This is a genomic window from Streptomyces sp. ATCC 21386 (genome assembly GCF_018728545.1).
Taxonomy (GTDB): Bacteria; Actinomycetota; Actinomycetes; order Streptomycetales; family Streptomycetaceae; genus Streptomyces.
Window position 1 is genome coordinate 4,442,222 of sequence record NZ_JAAVVL010000001.1, and the last position, 14,630, is coordinate 4,456,851.

Below are 14,630 nucleotides of genomic sequence, written 5' to 3' on the forward strand. Positions count from 1 at the left end.
GAACGAGAGGTGAGGAGAGGGATGTCCACGGACAAGGTGGTCGAGGCGCTGCGCGCCTCCCTGCTGGAGAACGAGCGGTTGCGCGGCGAGAACACGCGGCTGCGCGACGAGTCCCGGGAACCGGTCGCGATCGTCGCCATGAGCTGCCGCTTCCCGGGAGGGGTCCGCACCCCGGAGGACCTGTGGCGGCTGCTCGCCGAAGAACGCGACGCGGTCAGCGAGTTCCCCGCCGACCGGGGCTGGGACGCCGCCGCGCTGTACGACCCCGACCCCGACACCCCGGGTACCTCCAACACCCGGGAGGGCGGCTTCCTGCACGACGCCTGCGCATTCGACGCCGGCTTCTTCGGGATCTCGCCCCGGGAGGCCCTGGCCATGGACCCCCAGCAGCGACTCCTGCTGGAGACCTGCTGGGAGGCCGTCGAGCGCGGCGGCATCGACCCGCTGTCCCTGCGCGGCAGCCGCACCGGCGTCTACGCGGGCGTCATGTACAACGAGTACGGCGCCCGGCTGCAGCGGATACCGGAGGACGTCGAGGCGTTCATCGGCACCGGCACCGTGCCCAGCGTGGTCACCGGCCGGATCGCCTACACCCTCGGCCTGGAGGGCCCGGCCGTCACGATCGACACCGCGTGCTCGTCGTCGCTGGTCGCCCTCCACCTGGCCTGCCAGGCGCTGCGGGCGGGGGAGATCTCCCTCGCCCTGGCGGGCGGTGTCACGGTGATGTCCACCCCGAGCCTGTACGTCGGGTTCAGCCGCCAGCGTGGCCTCGCGCCCGACGGCCGCAGCAAGTCGTTCGCCGCGGCCGCCGACGGCGCCGGCTTCGGCGAGGGCGTCGGCGTGCTGCTCCTCGAACGGCTCTCGGACGCCCGGCGCAACGGCCACCCTGTGCTCGCGCTGGTCCGGGGCTCGGCGGTCAACCAGGACGGCGCCAGCAACGGCATGACCGCCCCCAACGGCCCTTCCCAGCAACGGGTGATCCAGCAGGCCCTGGCGGCGGCCGGCCTCTCGCCGGCCGAGGTCGACGCGGTGGAGGCGCACGGCACGGGGACCCGCCTCGGCGACCCCATCGAGGCTCAGGCGCTGCTGGCCACCTACGGCCAGGACCGCCCGGCGGACCGGCCGCTGCTGCTCGGCTCACTCAAGTCCAACCTCACCCACACCCAGGCCGCCGCCGGGGTCGGCGGCGTCATGAAGATGGTGCTCGCGATGCGCCACGGCCTGCTGCCCCGCACCCTGCACATCGACAGCCCCACCCCGCAGGTCGACTGGACCGAGGGCAACATCGCCCTGCTCACCACGGCCACGCCCTGGCCGGAGACCGATCACCCCCGCCGGGCCGGCGTCTCCTCCTTCGGCGCCAGCGGCACCAACGCCCACACCGTTCTGGAGGCGGCGCCCGCCGACCCCGGTACACCCCCGGACACCGGGGAAACGGCCCCCGCCCCAGTCGCCTGGCTGCTCTCGGGCAAGGGCGAGGCGGCGCTGCGCGGCCAGGCCACCGCCCTCCACAGCCACCTCACCGACGACCCCGAGGCGCGTCCTGTGGACGTCGGCCTCTCACTGGCCACCGCCCGGTCCCGCTTCGCCGACCGCGCCGTCGTCGTCGGCGACGACCGTCCCGCCCTGCTGTCCGGCCTGGCCGCGCTCGCCGCCGGACGACCCCATCCGGCGGTCGTCACCGCCCGCGCCCAGCCAGGCCGCAAGGCCGTCTTCGTCTTCCCCGGCCTGGGCTCGCAGTGGCCCGGCATGGCCGCCGAACTGCTCGACGAGTCACCCGCGTTCGCGGCCACGATGGCGGACTGCGCGCAGGCACTCGCCCCGTACATCGACTGGTCGGTCACCGACGTCCTGCGCGGCGCGCCGGGCGCACCGTCGCTGGACCGGGTGGACGTCCTCCAGCCCGTGCTGTTCTCCGTGATGGTGTCGCTGGCCGCGCTGTGGCGGTCGTACGGCGTCGAGCCCGCCGCCGTCGTCGGCCACAGCCAGGGCGAGGTCGCCGCCGCCTGTGTCGCGGGCGCTCTCACCCTGGAGGACGGGGCCCGCGTGGTGGCGCTGCGCAGCCGGGCGCTGGCCGGACTCGCCGGTGGCGGCGGCATGGCCACCGTCGTGCTCTCCGCGGCCGAACTCGCCCCGTACCTGGAACGCCGCTCGGGCAAGGTCACGGTCGCCGCCGTGAACGGGCCACGCGTGCTCGTCGTCGCCGGACCCGGCGACGAGGTCGGCGCCCTCGTCGACGAACTCTCCGCCGAGGGCGTGATGGCCTGGCGCATCCCGGTGGACTACGCCTCCCACTCGGACGACGTGAGCACCGTACGGGACCGGCTGCGCGAGGACCTGTCCTCACTCGTTCCCAAGGCCCCGGCCGTGCCCCTGGTGTCCACGGTGGACGCCGACTGGATCGGTGCCGGCGACCTCACCCACGAGTACTGGTACCGCAACCTCCGCCAGACCGTCCGCTTCCACGACGCGATACGTCTGCTCCTCGACGCCGGGCACCGCACCTTCGTCGAGGTGAGCCCCCACCCGCTGCTCACCTACGGCATCGGCGACACCGCGGCCGACGCGGGCGCGGACGACGCCGTGGTGCTGGGCACCCTGCGGCGCGACGAGGGCGGTATGCACCGGATGCTGCTGGCGCTCGGCGAGGCGCACGCGAACGGCGTGGCCGTCGACTGGCGGCGCGCGTTCGACGGCACCGGGGCACGCCGCACCGACCTGCCCACGTACGCCTTCCAGCGCACCCACTACTGGCTCGACGTGCCCGCGCACGCCGGGGACCCCGAGTCGGCGGGCCAGACGGAGACGGGGCACCCGCTGCTGACCGCCGCCGTGGATCTGCCGGACGGCGACGGAGTGCTCTTCACGGGGCGCCTCTCGCCGCGCACTCATCCGTGGCTGGCGGACCACGCGGTCTCCGGCACGGTGCTGCTGCCCGGCGTCGCCTTCGTGGAGATGGCCGCGCACGCCGCCGTCCACGTCGGCTGCACCACCGTCGAGGAACTCACCCTGGCCGCACCCCTGGTCCTCGCAGCCGACGAGTCCCGACGGCTCCGCCTGACCGTGGACGGACCCGACCCCGACGGCCGCCGGGCCGTGGCGCTGTACTCCCGCCCCGACGACCCCGAGTCCGCCGAACCATGGGTACGCCACGCCGCCGGAACCCTCGCCGAGACCCCCGTACCTGCGACCGGTGACCCCGCGCAGTGGCCGCCCCGCGACGGCGCCGAGCGGCTCGAACTCGACAGCCTGTACGCCGACTTCGAGGCGGCCGGCGTCCACTACGGCCCCCTTTTCCAGGGCCTGCGCGCCGCATGGCGGGTCGACGACGAGATCCACGCCGAGGTGGCTCTGCCCGAGGCGCCGGGGACCCGCGAGAGCGGCTTCGCCGTCCACCCGGCCCTGCTCGACGCCGCGCTCCAGACGGTCGCCCTGCGCCCCGACTCCACCGACCCCGGCCGTACGGGAGCCGTGCCGCTGCCCTTCTCGTGGCACGACGTCACCCTCGCCCCGGCGGCCGACCCGGTCCTGCGGGTGGTGCTGGCCCCGGCCGACCAGGGCGGCGACGCGGTGTCGGTACGGATCACCGACCGCACCGGGCGCCCGGTCGTCACCGTCGGCGCGCTGACCCTGCGGGCGGCGGCGGGTGCTCCGGCCGCCGCCGAGCGGTCCCTGTTCCGCCTCGACTGGACCCGGCTGCCCGGCACCGAGCCGTCCACCGGAACCTGGGCCACGCTCGGCACCTCCGACGGCGGCCTCCTGCCGACCGGCTTCCGGGCCGAGGCGTGCCCGGACCTCGCCGACGTGCCCACCACGTCCGACGCCGTGCTGGCCCTGTGCCCGCCCGCCGAGGGCACGGGCCCCGAAGCGGCCCGCGCCACCGCGGGCGCCGTGCTGGACCTGCTCCGACGCTGGCTGGCGGAGCCGAAGTTCACCGACACCCCCCTGGTGCTGCTCACCCGTGGCGCGGTCGACCTCGACGGCGCCCCCGCGGACCTCGGGGGCGCCGCCGCCTGGGGGCTGCTGCGCACCGCCCAGCTGGAACACCCCGGCCGCTTCGTCCTGCTGGACACCGACGGCGGCGACGGCCTCGAAGCGGCCCTCGCCACCGCCCTGGCCGAGGGCGAACCCCAACTGGCCCTGCGCGACGGCACCTTGTACGCACCCCGCCTGGTCCGGCCGCCCGCCGCCGGCGTGCCCGCCGGATTCGACCCGGAGGGCACCGTCCTCGTCACCGGCGGCACAGGCACCCTGGGCGGACTGGTGGCCCGTCACCTGGTCGCGACCCATGGCGTACGGCATCTGCTGCTGCTCGGGCGCCGGGGCGCCGCCGCCGAAGGCATGGCCTCCCTCACCGAGGAACTGAGCGCGGCGGGAGCCGAGGTCACCGTCGCGGCGTGCGACGTGGCCGACCGGGAGGCGCTCGCGGGCTGCCTCGCGGCGATCCCTCCGGAGCATCCGCTGCGCGCCGTGGTCCACACGGCCGGCGTGCTGGACGACGGGCTGCTGGAGGCTCTCACCCCCGAGCGGCTGTCGGCCGTCCTGCGCCCCAAGGCCGACGGCGCCTGGAACCTGCACGAGCTGACCAGGGACCAGGATCTGACGGCGTTCGTCCTGTTCTCCTCCTCCGCCGGAGTCTTCGGCAGTCCGGGCCAGGCCGCCTACGCCGCCGCCAACGCCTTCACCGACGCCCTGGCCGCCGCCCGCCACCGGGCGGGGCTGCCCGGCACCTCCCTGGCCTGGGGGCTGTGGGAGCAGCGCACCGGTCTCACCGACGGCCTCGGCGACACGGACCTGCGGCGGATGGCACGCAGCGGGGTGCGCGCCCTGCCCACCGAGGAGGGCCTGGCCCTGTTCGACGCCGCACTGGCGGGCCACGACCCCGTCCTCGTCCCGGTGGGCCTCGATCTGCGGGCCCGGTCGGGCGGTCCGGTGCCCCACCTGCTGCGGTCGCTGGTCCGGACCCCCGCCGTACGCCGGCGTGGCCCGCAGACCGACGCGTCGCTGCGGCCCCGGCTGGCCGCCGCGCCGGAGGCCGAACAGGGCCAGATCCTGCTGCGGCTGGTGCGGACCCAGGCGGCCGAGGTGCTCGGCCACGCCGACCCGGACGCGCTGTCCGGGGGTGACGCCTTCCTGGAGAGCGGGTTCGACTCGCTGACCGCCGTCGAGTTGCGCAACCGTCTCGCCGCCGCGCTCGACCTGCGGCTGCGCCCCACCGCCGTACTCGACTCGGGAACCCCCGCCCGGCTGGCCGAGCACCTGCGGGCGGAACTGGCCCGCGCCACCGCTCCCGGAGCCGGGCGAGGGGCCGGTGAACCGCCGCACGACCCGGTCAGCGCCCTGTTCCGGCAGGCGTGCGAGGTGGGCCGGATCCACGAGGGCATCCAGATCCTCCAGCAGGCCGCGAAGCTCCGCCCCGACTTCGGGTCCGGCCCCGAGCTGCTGAGCTCGTCCGGACGGCGTCCGGAGCTGCTGCGGCTGCACGTGCGCGACGACGCGCCCGAACTGGTCTGCTTCGCCTCGGTGGTGGCGCTCGGCGGAGCCCATCAGTACAGCCGCTTCGCGTCCGCCTTCGAGGGCCGATACGGGGTCAGCGCGCTGGACGCGCCGGGCTTCGCCCCCCACGAGCCACTGCCCGCCGACATGTCCGCCCTGCTGGACTTCCAGACCGAGGTCCTCCTGCGGCGCCTCGGTGACCGGCCGAAGGTGCTGCTCGGCTCCTCGTCGGGCGGCACCCTCGCCCACGCCGCCGCCGCCCGCCTGGAAGCCCTCGGGGCAGGACCGGCCGCCGTGGTGCTGCTGGACACCTATCTGTCCGGGGACGAGGCGATGACCCAGTTCGACGACGTACTGGTCAGCGGCATGTTCGAGCGCGAGGACCGGGCCGCCCCGATGGACGGCACCCGGCTGACCGCCATGGGCCGCTACTTCCAGCTCCTGGACGACTGGGTGCCGCCGCCCGTCGAGGCACCCGTGCTGCTGGTCCGCGCATCGAGCCCCCTGGCGGAGCCGGCACCGGACAGCGACGTCGACTGGCGGGCCTCATGGCCGTCCGCGCATTCCGTCCTGGACGTTCCGGGAAATCACTGGTCGATGATGGAACAGCATCTCAAAACGACGGTCGAAGCCGTCGATGGATGGCTCGGCAGAACTGTGAAAAATGAAGGGGAGTGAAATGTCGGAAAACAATGCTGGTGGTGCCGGAAAGGCGCCTCGCCTCACTGTCCTGGGCGCAGGCGTCATGGGTGTCGGCATCACCACACTGGCGGTCGGTCACGGTGTGCCGGTGACGCTCGTCGACGTCGACCAGGCCAAACGTGAGGCTGCCGAAGCCCGTATCGCCCACGAACTGAGGATCGCGCGGCTGATGGGCGCGCTGCCGGACGACCTTCCCACCGGGGAACTCGTCATCGGCGATTCCGTGTCCGAAGCGGCCGGTTCCGCCGCTGTCATCGAGGCCGTCACGGAAATAGCGGAAATCAAGGAGAAAGTGATCGCGGAGGTTTCCGCGGTCGTTTCCCCTGGTACTGTCCTGGTGTCCAACACATCGTCCATTCCCATTGACGAACTGGCCTCGGCCGCCGTGCGTCCGGCGGAACTCGTCGGCACGCATTTCATGAACCCGTCCTATCTGATCCGCACGGTCGAGGTCATCCGCGGCGCCCGCACCGGCGAGGCCGCCATGGACTCCGTACGGGCCCTGCTCACCACCCTGCGTCGTCAGCCCGTCGTGGTCCGGGACGCCCCCGGCTTCGTGACCAGCCGGGTCCTGCACCCGATGATCAACGACGCGGCCCGGGTGGTGCAGGAGGGGACCGCGACCGCCGAGGACGTCGACGCCCTCATGCAGGGCTGCCTGGGACACGCCACGGGTCCGCTGCGCACCGCGGACCTCATCGGCATCGACAACCTCGTCGACTCGCTGAACGTGCTGTACGAGCGCACAGGTGACAGCGGCTGCCGTCCCTGCGACCTGCTGCTGGAGAAGGTCCGGGCGGGCCACCACGGCCGGAAGTCCGGCCGTGGTTTCTACGAATACGAGGGATGAAAGACATGACCATGCCATCCGAGGGCACCGTGGAGAAGGAACTCCTCGACTTCCTGCACGTCCGCACCAAGACCGTCTGGGAGGAGGACACCGACCTCTTCGCGGCCGGCGGGCTGTCGTCCCTGTTCGCCATGGAACTCGTCGTCCACCTGGAGAAGTCCTACGGCATCGCGATCCGGGGCGCCGATCTGCGGCTGGACAACTTCCGTACCGTCACGGGAATGGCGGCACTCGTCCACCGTCTGCGCGCGGCAGCCGGGGACGGCGGTGAGTGAGCCCCTCGCCGAGGCGACGGCCTCGGTCACCGGCCTCGTCGGTGACCGGGCCGGTGACTGGGACCGCTCTGGCCTGCTCCCCGCCGAGCTGCTGAGAAAGCTCGGCGCCGCCGGGCAGTTGTGCACCGGCGTGCCCACCGAGTACGGCGGCCTCGGCTGGGACAGCCGCACCGGCGGCGAGTTCACCGCCCACGTCGGCAGCCTGTGCAGCTCCCTGCGCAGCGTCATGACCTCCCAGGGCATGGCCGCCTGGACCGTCGAACGGCTCGGCGACGAGGCGCAGCGCCGCGCGCTGCTGCCCCGCCTCACCTCGGGCGAACTGGCCGCCGTCGGCTTCAGCGAGAGCCAGGCCGGCAGCGATCTGTCGGGCATCGACACCCGGATCACCGTCGACGGCGACACCGTCGTGGTCGACGGACACAAGGTGTGGATGACGGCCGCCCACTACGCCGACCTGCTCATCGTCTTCGGACGGATGGGCGACGGCGCCGCCGCCGTGGTCGTGCCCGCCCGGGCGCCGGGCGTCGACGTACGGCGCGTGGCCGACCCCCTGGGCTGCCGCGCCGCCGGACACGCCGAGGTCCGCCTCGACTCCGTACGCCTTCCCGCCGACAGCGTGCTGGGCGGCGAGGGCCTGTCCCTGCCGCTGCTCGTGACCACCGCCCTGGCCTACGGGCGGATGTCGGTCGCCTGGGGATGCGTCGGAATCCTGCGCGCCTGCCTGGCCGCGACGACCCGGCACGCCGCGTCCCGCGAACAGTTCGGGCAGCCGCTGGCCCGCCACCAGCTCGTCGCCAAGCACCTCGCCGACCTCTTCGTCGCGGAACAGGTCGCCTCCCGCGCCTGCGAACACGCCAGCCACCGCTGGGACAACGGTTCCCCCGACATGGTCGTCGCCACCATCCTCGCCAAGCACGTCAGCGCCGGCCACGCCGCCCGCGGGGCCGCGTCCGCCGTGCAGGTCATGGCGTCGGCGGGAGCCCAGGACGGCCATCCGGTGGCCCGCGCCTACCGGGACGCCAAACTCATGGAGATCATCGAGGGCAGCAACGAGATGTGCGAACTCCTGCTCGCCCAGCACGCGTTGACAAGTGTGGAGCCGACATGAGCGACAAGACCGGCGCCGACGCGCCGGCTCTCGTGAAGTGCCTGGTCTGGGACCTGGACAACACCCTCTGGCAGGGCACGCTGCTGGAGGACGCGGAGGTGCGGCTGCCCGACGCGATACGGGCGGCGATCGTCGAACTCGACTCGCGGGGCGTCCTGCAGTCCGTCTGCAGCCGCAACGACCACGACCTGGCCTGGGCCCGTCTCGAAGAGCTGGGCGTCGCCGAGTACTTCGTGCTGCCCGAGATCGGCTGGGGGCCCAAGTCCGAAGCGGTCCGGCGGATCGCCGAGGGCCTGAACTTCGCCCACCGGACCATCGCCTTCATCGACGACCAGCCCGCCGAACGGGCCGAGGTCGCCTACCACCTGCCGGACGTCCGCTGCTACCCCGCCGAGGAAGCGGTCACGCTCACCGGCCTGCCCGAGTTCAGCCCCGCCGTGAGCACGGTGGACTCCCGGCGCCGGCGCGAGATGTACCAGGCCGGTTTCCGCAGGGAGACCGAACGGTCCGCCTACGACGGCCCCGACGAGGAGTTCCTCCGCTCCCTCGACCTGGTCATGCGCATCGCACGGGCCACCGAGGAGGAGATCACCCGGGTCGAGGAACTCACCCTGCGCACCAGCCAGATGAACGCCACCGGGGTGCACTACTCCGACCGGACGCTGCGCGAGCTGTCGGCGGACCCCGGCCATGAGGTCCTGGTCACCACCCTCACCGACCGGTTCGGACCGCACGGGGCCGTCGGCGTCACGCTGGTCGAGAAGCACCCGGCCGTGTGGCACCTGAAGCTGCTCGCCACCTCCTGCCGTGTGGTGTCCTTCGGCGCGGGATCGGTCATCCTGAACTGGCTCGTGGACCAGGCCGCCGCGGCCGGCGTCCACCTCGTGGCCGACTTCCGGCGGACGGACCGCAACCGCATGATGGAGGTCGCCTACCGGTTCGCGGGCTTCGACGAGGAGCCCTGCGCCTGCCGCGACGCCGTGCGGACCGCGTCGGCACGGGCGGCGCAGGGAGCGGAAGAGCAGGAGACGACGGAGGTCGAACGGCTGCATCTCGTCGCCGCACCCCGGCCCCCCTCCACGACCGTCCGTCTCATCGCCCCCGATCTGACGGCGCAGCCCGCCGCCGACCCCTCGGTCGTGGCCCCGGCGTGAGGGTCCCCCCACCGAAGACAGCTCACGGCGGGCTCCCGGACCACCTCGTCCAGGAGCCCGCCGAGGACTCGTACGACGTGGCGGTGGCCGGTCCGCCGAGAGGAGTACGCAGCGTGCTCGTGGTCGCCGGGTTCCGCCGTCCGGCGATATTCGGACGCTATCCGTCCCGCCTAGGCTCGGCCCGGCCGGGACTGCTCCATGGCGGGCGGGCCGTCAGCTCATCGACGGGCGAGGACCACTGGCAGCACCGGTACCTGACGCTGACCCCGGCCTGACGCCCGTCCGGCGGAGTGCGGACTCGAGGAGAACGATGCGGATCGTCCTGCTGACCATCGGTTCGCGCGGTGACGTGCAGCCGTTCGTGGTGCTCGGCGTCGAGTTGAAGGCTCGCGGGCACGAGGTGGTGCTGGCAGCCGGGGCGGAGTTCAGGAGCATGGCCGACCGGGCCGGTCTCGGCTTCCGGGCCCTCGAAGCACTGCCCGCCGGCTACGCCGATTCGGTGCTGCGCGATCCGAAGGTGCAGGCCGCCCTGCGGCGTGGGCCGTCGATGTACCGGATGGCCATGGCGGCGCCACGGCTGACCGGTGCCCAGCAGCAGGCCCTGATCGACGAGATGGTGGCCGCCGGCGAGGGCGCGGACATGGTCGTCAACACCACGCTGACCCGGATCGGCGCGCTGGCCCTGCCGGACGTGCCGTGGTGTTCGGTCGCGTCCTGGCCGGTGACCGAGACCGCCGCGTGGCCCGCGCTGGGCGCGCCGAAGCTGTCGCTGGGCGGCGGTTACAACCGGTTCACCCACCGGGCCATGGGCGCGCTGGAGTGGCTCGTGTACCGGCCCAGCGTGAACCGCGGCCGGGTTGCCGCCGGGCTGCCGCGACTCGGGTTCCGCTCACCCTTCCGTGACGACGGGGTCACCCGGCCGCTGCTGTACCAGTTCAGCCCACACGTGTTCACGCCGCCCGCGGACTGGCCGGAGAACTGTCACATCACCGGGTACTGGTCGGACAACGTGCGTTGGGACAATCCGGCGGAGGTGACCGAGTTCGTCGAACGCGGCGATCCGCCGCTGGTGGCCACCTTCGGCAGCTCCTGGGCGGTGGACGGTCCCGGCCTGCTCGAGGCGAGCGTGGCGGCAGCGGCGGCGACCGGGCACCGGCTGGTGGTCGTCGGCGGCCCGGACGGCCCGCTGCCCGCCGGCGTCGACGCGATCCGGACCGAGAGCGCCGACTTCGTCTGGCTGCTGCCCCGCGCCGCCGCGGTACTGCACCACGGCGGCCAGGGCACCACCGCGTCCGTGGTGTCCGCCGGCGTGCCACAGGTCGTCGTACCTTGCTATGCGGACCAGCCGGTGTGGGCGAGCCGGATGGCCACGCTGGGCGTCGCACCGCCGCCGGTGCCGTTCTCCCGGTTGACCGGCGACCGGCTGGCCGCCGCCGTGCGAGCCGCCGTCGACGATCCGGCGATCGCCACTCGGGCGGCGGCGCTGGCCGCGGCGGTGCGCGCTGATCGAGGCGTGGCCGCCGCCGCAGACGTCATCGAGAAGCACGCCGTCACCTGGCGCTGACGGCTTCCGGTGGCAGCCACTCCCCAGCCGGAACTGGAGGAACCTTGACCGCTCTCCTGGCTTCAGCAGGGAGATCCGACCCCCGCGCGTCGCACTTTCCGCCGCACGGCGACGTTCGTTCTCTTCCCGGCCCGAAGGTCGTGGTGTCCACGAAGGAGTCCGCATGACCGCATCCCCGGTCGCCCCCGGTGGTCTCTTTCGGACCCACGACCCGTCGGCGGCGCTGCGAGTCGCGCGATCCGCACTGTCCACCCAAAGCACCGTGACGGCCGCACCGGACTTCCGGTCCTGGTTCGCCGAACGGCTGGCCGTGGCCAGGACCACCACGGTCACCGGTATCGACTTCGCCGACCTGGTCGGCTGGCGTTTCGCCGACGACACCGGAAACCTGGTGCACGACAGCGGAAAGTTCTTCGCCGTCGAGGGCCTGTCCGTGGCCGCCGCTCACGGCCCGGTGGCGAACTGGTCGCAGCCGATCATCGATCAGCCGGAGACCGGCGTGCTGGGCATCCTGGTCAAGGAGTTCGACGGGGTGCTGCACTGCCTGATGCAGGCCAAGATGGAGCCGGGCAACTGCAACGTGCTGCAACTGTCCCCGACCGTACAGGCCACGCAGAGCAACTACACCGCGGTACACCGCGGCCGCCCGGTGCCCTATGTGGACATGTTCCTGTCCGCGCCACCGCAGTCGGTGCTCGCCGACGTGCTGCAGTCCGAGCAGGGCTCGTGGTTCTACCGCAAACGCAACCGCAACATCGTCGTGGAGGCCACCGGGGACGTCGAGGTGCTGCCCGGCTTCTGCTGGCTGTCAGTGGGCCAGGTGCACGCGCTGCTCACCGAGGACCACCTGGTCAACATGAACACGCGCACCGTGCTGTCCTGCCTGTCCTTCTCCGGACCGAACCTCGTGGGCGAGCTGGGCTGTGACACGTCCGGGTTCCGGGCGGCCCTCGTGCGGTCGCTCGGAACGGAATGGGGCGCACTGCACACGGACGGCGAGATCCTGAGCTGGATCACCGACCTGCGGTCCCGCCGCGAGGTCCAGGCCACCCCGATCCCGCTGCGCGAGGTGCGCGGCTGGCGCCGGCAGCCCGACCGGATCACTCACGACACGGGCGCCTTCTTCGACATCCGCGCGGTCGCGGTGGACGGCGGGGGCCGCGAGATCGACAGCTGGACGCAGCCGGTCCTCGCCCCGCACGGGCTCGGCGTCGTGGCGTTCCTGGTCGCCCGGTTCTCCGGGGTGCTGCACATACTGGTCGGCGTCCAGGTGGAGCCCGGGCTCGTGGACTTCGTCGAGCTGGCGCCGACGGTGCAGTGCACACCGGACAGCTACGAGCACCTGCCGGCCGAGGCCAGGCCGGCCTTCCTGGACGACGTGCTGGCCGCGCCGGCCGACCGGATCCGGTTCGACAGCGAGCTCTCCGAGGAGGGCGGCCGGTTCTTCCACGCCCGTACCAGGCACATGATCGTCGAGGTCGACCCGGTGGTGGCGAACGGCGCCGGACCGGCCCGGCACCGGTGGATGACCATGGCCCAGATCGTCGGGTTGCTACGGCACAGCCACTACGTGAACGTGCAGGCCCGCAGTCTGGTGGCGTGCCTGCACAGCCTCGTGGCCGGCCTCGACGACGACAGTCCCGTCGCGCAGGGTGGGGGCGCCTGATGGTACGGCCTCTCGCGGAACCCGCCCCCGGAGCGGACTTCGACCCGGCGGCCACGGTGCGGATCGGTGTGCTGGGGGCGGCATCCATCGCGTGGCGGCGCATGCTGCCTGCTCTGACCGGTACGGCCGGGGTGGCGGTCGCGGCCATCGCGAGCCGGGACCGCTCCAGGGCCGCGGCGTTCACCGAGCGGTTCGGTGGCGAGCCGATCGAAGGGTACGCGGCGCTGCTGGAGCGCGCCGACATCGACGCCGTCTACGTCCCGCTGCCGAACTCCCTCCATCACGAGTGGGCTGCGGCCGCGCTCACGGCCGGAAAGCACGTCCTGGCGGAGAAACCGCTGACGACCTGCGCCGCCGACACCGCTGATCTGGTGCGCCTGGCCGAAGTGAACGACCTCGTGCTGCGGGAGAACTTCACGTTCCTGCACCACCCGGTGCACGCCGTCGTGCGGGACATGGTGACCGCAGGTCGAATCGGCGAGCCTCGGCACTTCACCAGCTCGTTCTGCTTCCCGCCGCTTCCCGCCGCCGACGTGCGTTACCGGCCCGAACTGGGCGGCGGGGCGTTGCTGGACGCCGGTGTCTACCCGATCCGGGCGGCACAACTACTGTTCGGCAACGGGATCGAGGTCGCCGGCGCGGTGCTGCAGGTGGATCCGGTCAGCGGAGTCGACGTGTCCGGCAGCGCGCTGCTCACGACCGGCGACGTGGTCGTCACGGCCGAGTTCGGCTTCCGGCACGGCTACGGTTCCCGCTACCGGCTGTGGGGCTCGTCCGCCCAACTGCTGCTGGAGCGCGCGTTCACCCCACCCGCGACCCACCAGCCGGTGCTGCGCATCGACGAACAGGACCATGCCGAGGAGATCGTGACGCCCGCCGCCGACCAGTTCGCCCGAGCGGCCGCCGCTTTCGCCGCCGAGGTCCGAGCCCGCCGAGCCGGCGTACCGAACTCGGCGGCGGCGTCCAACGCCGACACCCTGTGCACCGCCGAACTCCTTGACGCCATCAGGGCATCCGCTCGCGTCGTCACCGTGTCCGGAGGACACTGATGCTCGTCATCGGCCGGGGCTTCCTCGCAAGCCACCTCAGCACGATCGCCGACCGGCACCCCCACGCCGTGGTGGTGGCTGCCGGCGTGTCCAGCGTACGGGTGACCGATCCGGCGGAGTTCGCCAGGGAGCGGGCGCTCATGGCCGATGTGACGCAGCGCTGCCTGCGAGAGAACCTGACCGCGGTGGTGCTGTCGACCGCGTCGCACGCGATGTACGGCTCGACCGACCACATCGTGGAGGAACGGGAACCCGTCTCGCCGAGTTCGCCCTACGGGCGGCACAAACTGGAGCTGGAGCGGCAGGTGGCGGACTCGGGCGCGAACTGGCTCGTGCTGCGGCTGGCGCACGTCGTCGGCGCACGACAGCGGCCGCACCAACTGCTGCCCGCGTTCGTCGAGCAGGTACGTTCGGGAACCGTGCGCCTCTACCGGGACACCTACCGAGATCTGGTCGACGTGCGCGACGTCGTGTCCATCGTGGACGGTCTGCTGACGGCCGGCGTGCACGGCGAGGTGGTGCACGTCGCCTCCGGCACACCGGTTCCGGTGACCGCGATCGCCGCCGGGGTGCGGACTCGGATGGGCCTGCCGGCCCGGTTCGAGGTCGTCGACGCCCAGCCGGTGCGCACGACGGTCTCCACCGCCCGGTTGCGCGCCCTGCTGCCGACCGCCGCCCTGCCGGGCGGTGCCGGCCACCTCGATCGGCTGCTCGACCGGTACGTGGCCGACTACGCCGGCTGAGCTCGCGCCGGGCATGGCGCGCC

10 protein-coding genes are annotated in these 14,630 nt (G+C 73.0%); all 10 read left to right on the forward strand.

Annotation, left to right across the window (positions count from 1 at the left end):
* The first annotated feature begins 21 nt into the window (after positions 1 to 21).
* The 10 genes from GWK25_RS19000 (at position 22) to GWK25_RS19045 (ending at position 14,607) form a co-directional block, all read left to right on the forward strand.
* A complete protein-coding gene (locus tag GWK25_RS19000) occupies positions 22 to 6,174 on the forward strand; it encodes a type I polyketide synthase (protein ID WP_215451757.1) in 6,153 nt (2,050 codons plus the stop codon).
* Position 6,175: 1 nt separating this feature from the next.
* A complete protein-coding gene (locus GWK25_RS19005; protein WP_215451758.1) occupies positions 6,176 to 7,048 on the forward strand; it encodes a 3-hydroxyacyl-CoA dehydrogenase family protein in 873 nt (290 codons plus the stop codon).
* A complete protein-coding gene (locus tag GWK25_RS19010) occupies positions 7,045 to 7,323 on the forward strand; it encodes an acyl carrier protein (RefSeq protein WP_215451759.1) in 279 nt (92 codons plus the stop codon). Before GWK25_RS19005 ends, GWK25_RS19010 begins: the two co-directional genes overlap by 4 nt.
* Entirely contained in the window at positions 7,316 to 8,431 is a 1,116-nt protein-coding gene (locus GWK25_RS19015) for an acyl-CoA dehydrogenase family protein (RefSeq protein ID WP_215451760.1), read from the forward strand. The genes GWK25_RS19010 and GWK25_RS19015 overlap by 8 nt, the downstream gene beginning before the upstream one ends.
* Positions 8,428 to 9,585 carry an HAD family hydrolase gene (locus tag GWK25_RS19020; protein WP_215451761.1) on the forward strand — a complete coding sequence of 386 codons (1,158 nt, stop codon included), beginning with the start codon at positions 8,428 to 8,430 and terminating at the stop codon, positions 9,583 to 9,585. Before GWK25_RS19015 ends, GWK25_RS19020 begins: the two co-directional genes overlap by 4 nt.
* A complete protein-coding gene (locus GWK25_RS19025) occupies positions 9,582 to 9,860 on the forward strand; it encodes a hypothetical protein (protein WP_215451762.1) in 279 nt (92 codons plus the stop codon). Before GWK25_RS19020 ends, GWK25_RS19025 begins: the two co-directional genes overlap by 4 nt.
* Positions 9,861 to 9,895: 35 nt before the next feature.
* Complete coding sequence (locus GWK25_RS19030) at positions 9,896 to 11,149, forward strand: glycosyltransferase (protein WP_215451763.1); 1,254 nt, start codon at positions 9,896 to 9,898, stop codon at positions 11,147 to 11,149.
* A 163-nt stretch (positions 11,150 to 11,312) separates the two neighbouring features.
* Positions 11,313 to 12,815: an NDP-hexose 2,3-dehydratase family protein gene (locus GWK25_RS19035; protein ID WP_215451764.1), complete on the forward strand. Its 1,503-nt coding sequence runs from the start codon at positions 11,313 to 11,315 to the stop codon at positions 12,813 to 12,815.
* Positions 12,815 to 13,864: a Gfo/Idh/MocA family protein gene (locus GWK25_RS19040; protein ID WP_215451765.1), complete on the forward strand. Its 1,050-nt coding sequence runs from the start codon at positions 12,815 to 12,817 to the stop codon at positions 13,862 to 13,864. Before GWK25_RS19035 ends, GWK25_RS19040 begins: the two co-directional genes overlap by 1 nt.
* Positions 13,864 to 14,607: an NAD(P)-dependent oxidoreductase gene (locus GWK25_RS19045; RefSeq protein WP_215451766.1), complete on the forward strand. Its 744-nt coding sequence runs from the start codon at positions 13,864 to 13,866 to the stop codon at positions 14,605 to 14,607. The genes GWK25_RS19040 and GWK25_RS19045 overlap by 1 nt, the downstream gene beginning before the upstream one ends.
* Positions 14,608 to 14,630: the final 23 nt, after the last annotated feature.

Bases quoted from the DNA above. Each gene is read 5' to 3' on its own strand.
- GWK25_RS19000 (WP_215451757.1), top strand. From the start codon at position 22: ATGTCCACGGACAAGGTGGTCGAGGCGCTGCGCGCCTCCCTGCTGGAG.
- GWK25_RS19005 (WP_215451758.1), top strand. From the start codon at position 6,176: ATGTCGGAAAACAATGCTGGTGGTGCCGGAAAGGCGCCTCGCCTCACT.
- GWK25_RS19010 (WP_215451759.1), top strand. From the start codon at position 7,045: ATGAAAGACATGACCATGCCATCCGAGGGCACCGTGGAGAAGGAACTC.
- GWK25_RS19020 (WP_215451761.1), top strand. From the start codon at position 8,428: ATGAGCGACAAGACCGGCGCCGACGCGCCGGCTCTCGTGAAGTGCCTG.
- GWK25_RS19030 (WP_215451763.1), top strand. From the start codon at position 9,896: ATGCGGATCGTCCTGCTGACCATCGGTTCGCGCGGTGACGTGCAGCCG.
- GWK25_RS19035 (WP_215451764.1), top strand. From the start codon at position 11,313: ATGACCGCATCCCCGGTCGCCCCCGGTGGTCTCTTTCGGACCCACGAC.
- GWK25_RS19040 (WP_215451765.1), top strand. From the start codon at position 12,815: ATGGTACGGCCTCTCGCGGAACCCGCCCCCGGAGCGGACTTCGACCCG.
- GWK25_RS19045 (WP_215451766.1), top strand. From the start codon at position 13,864: ATGCTCGTCATCGGCCGGGGCTTCCTCGCAAGCCACCTCAGCACGATC.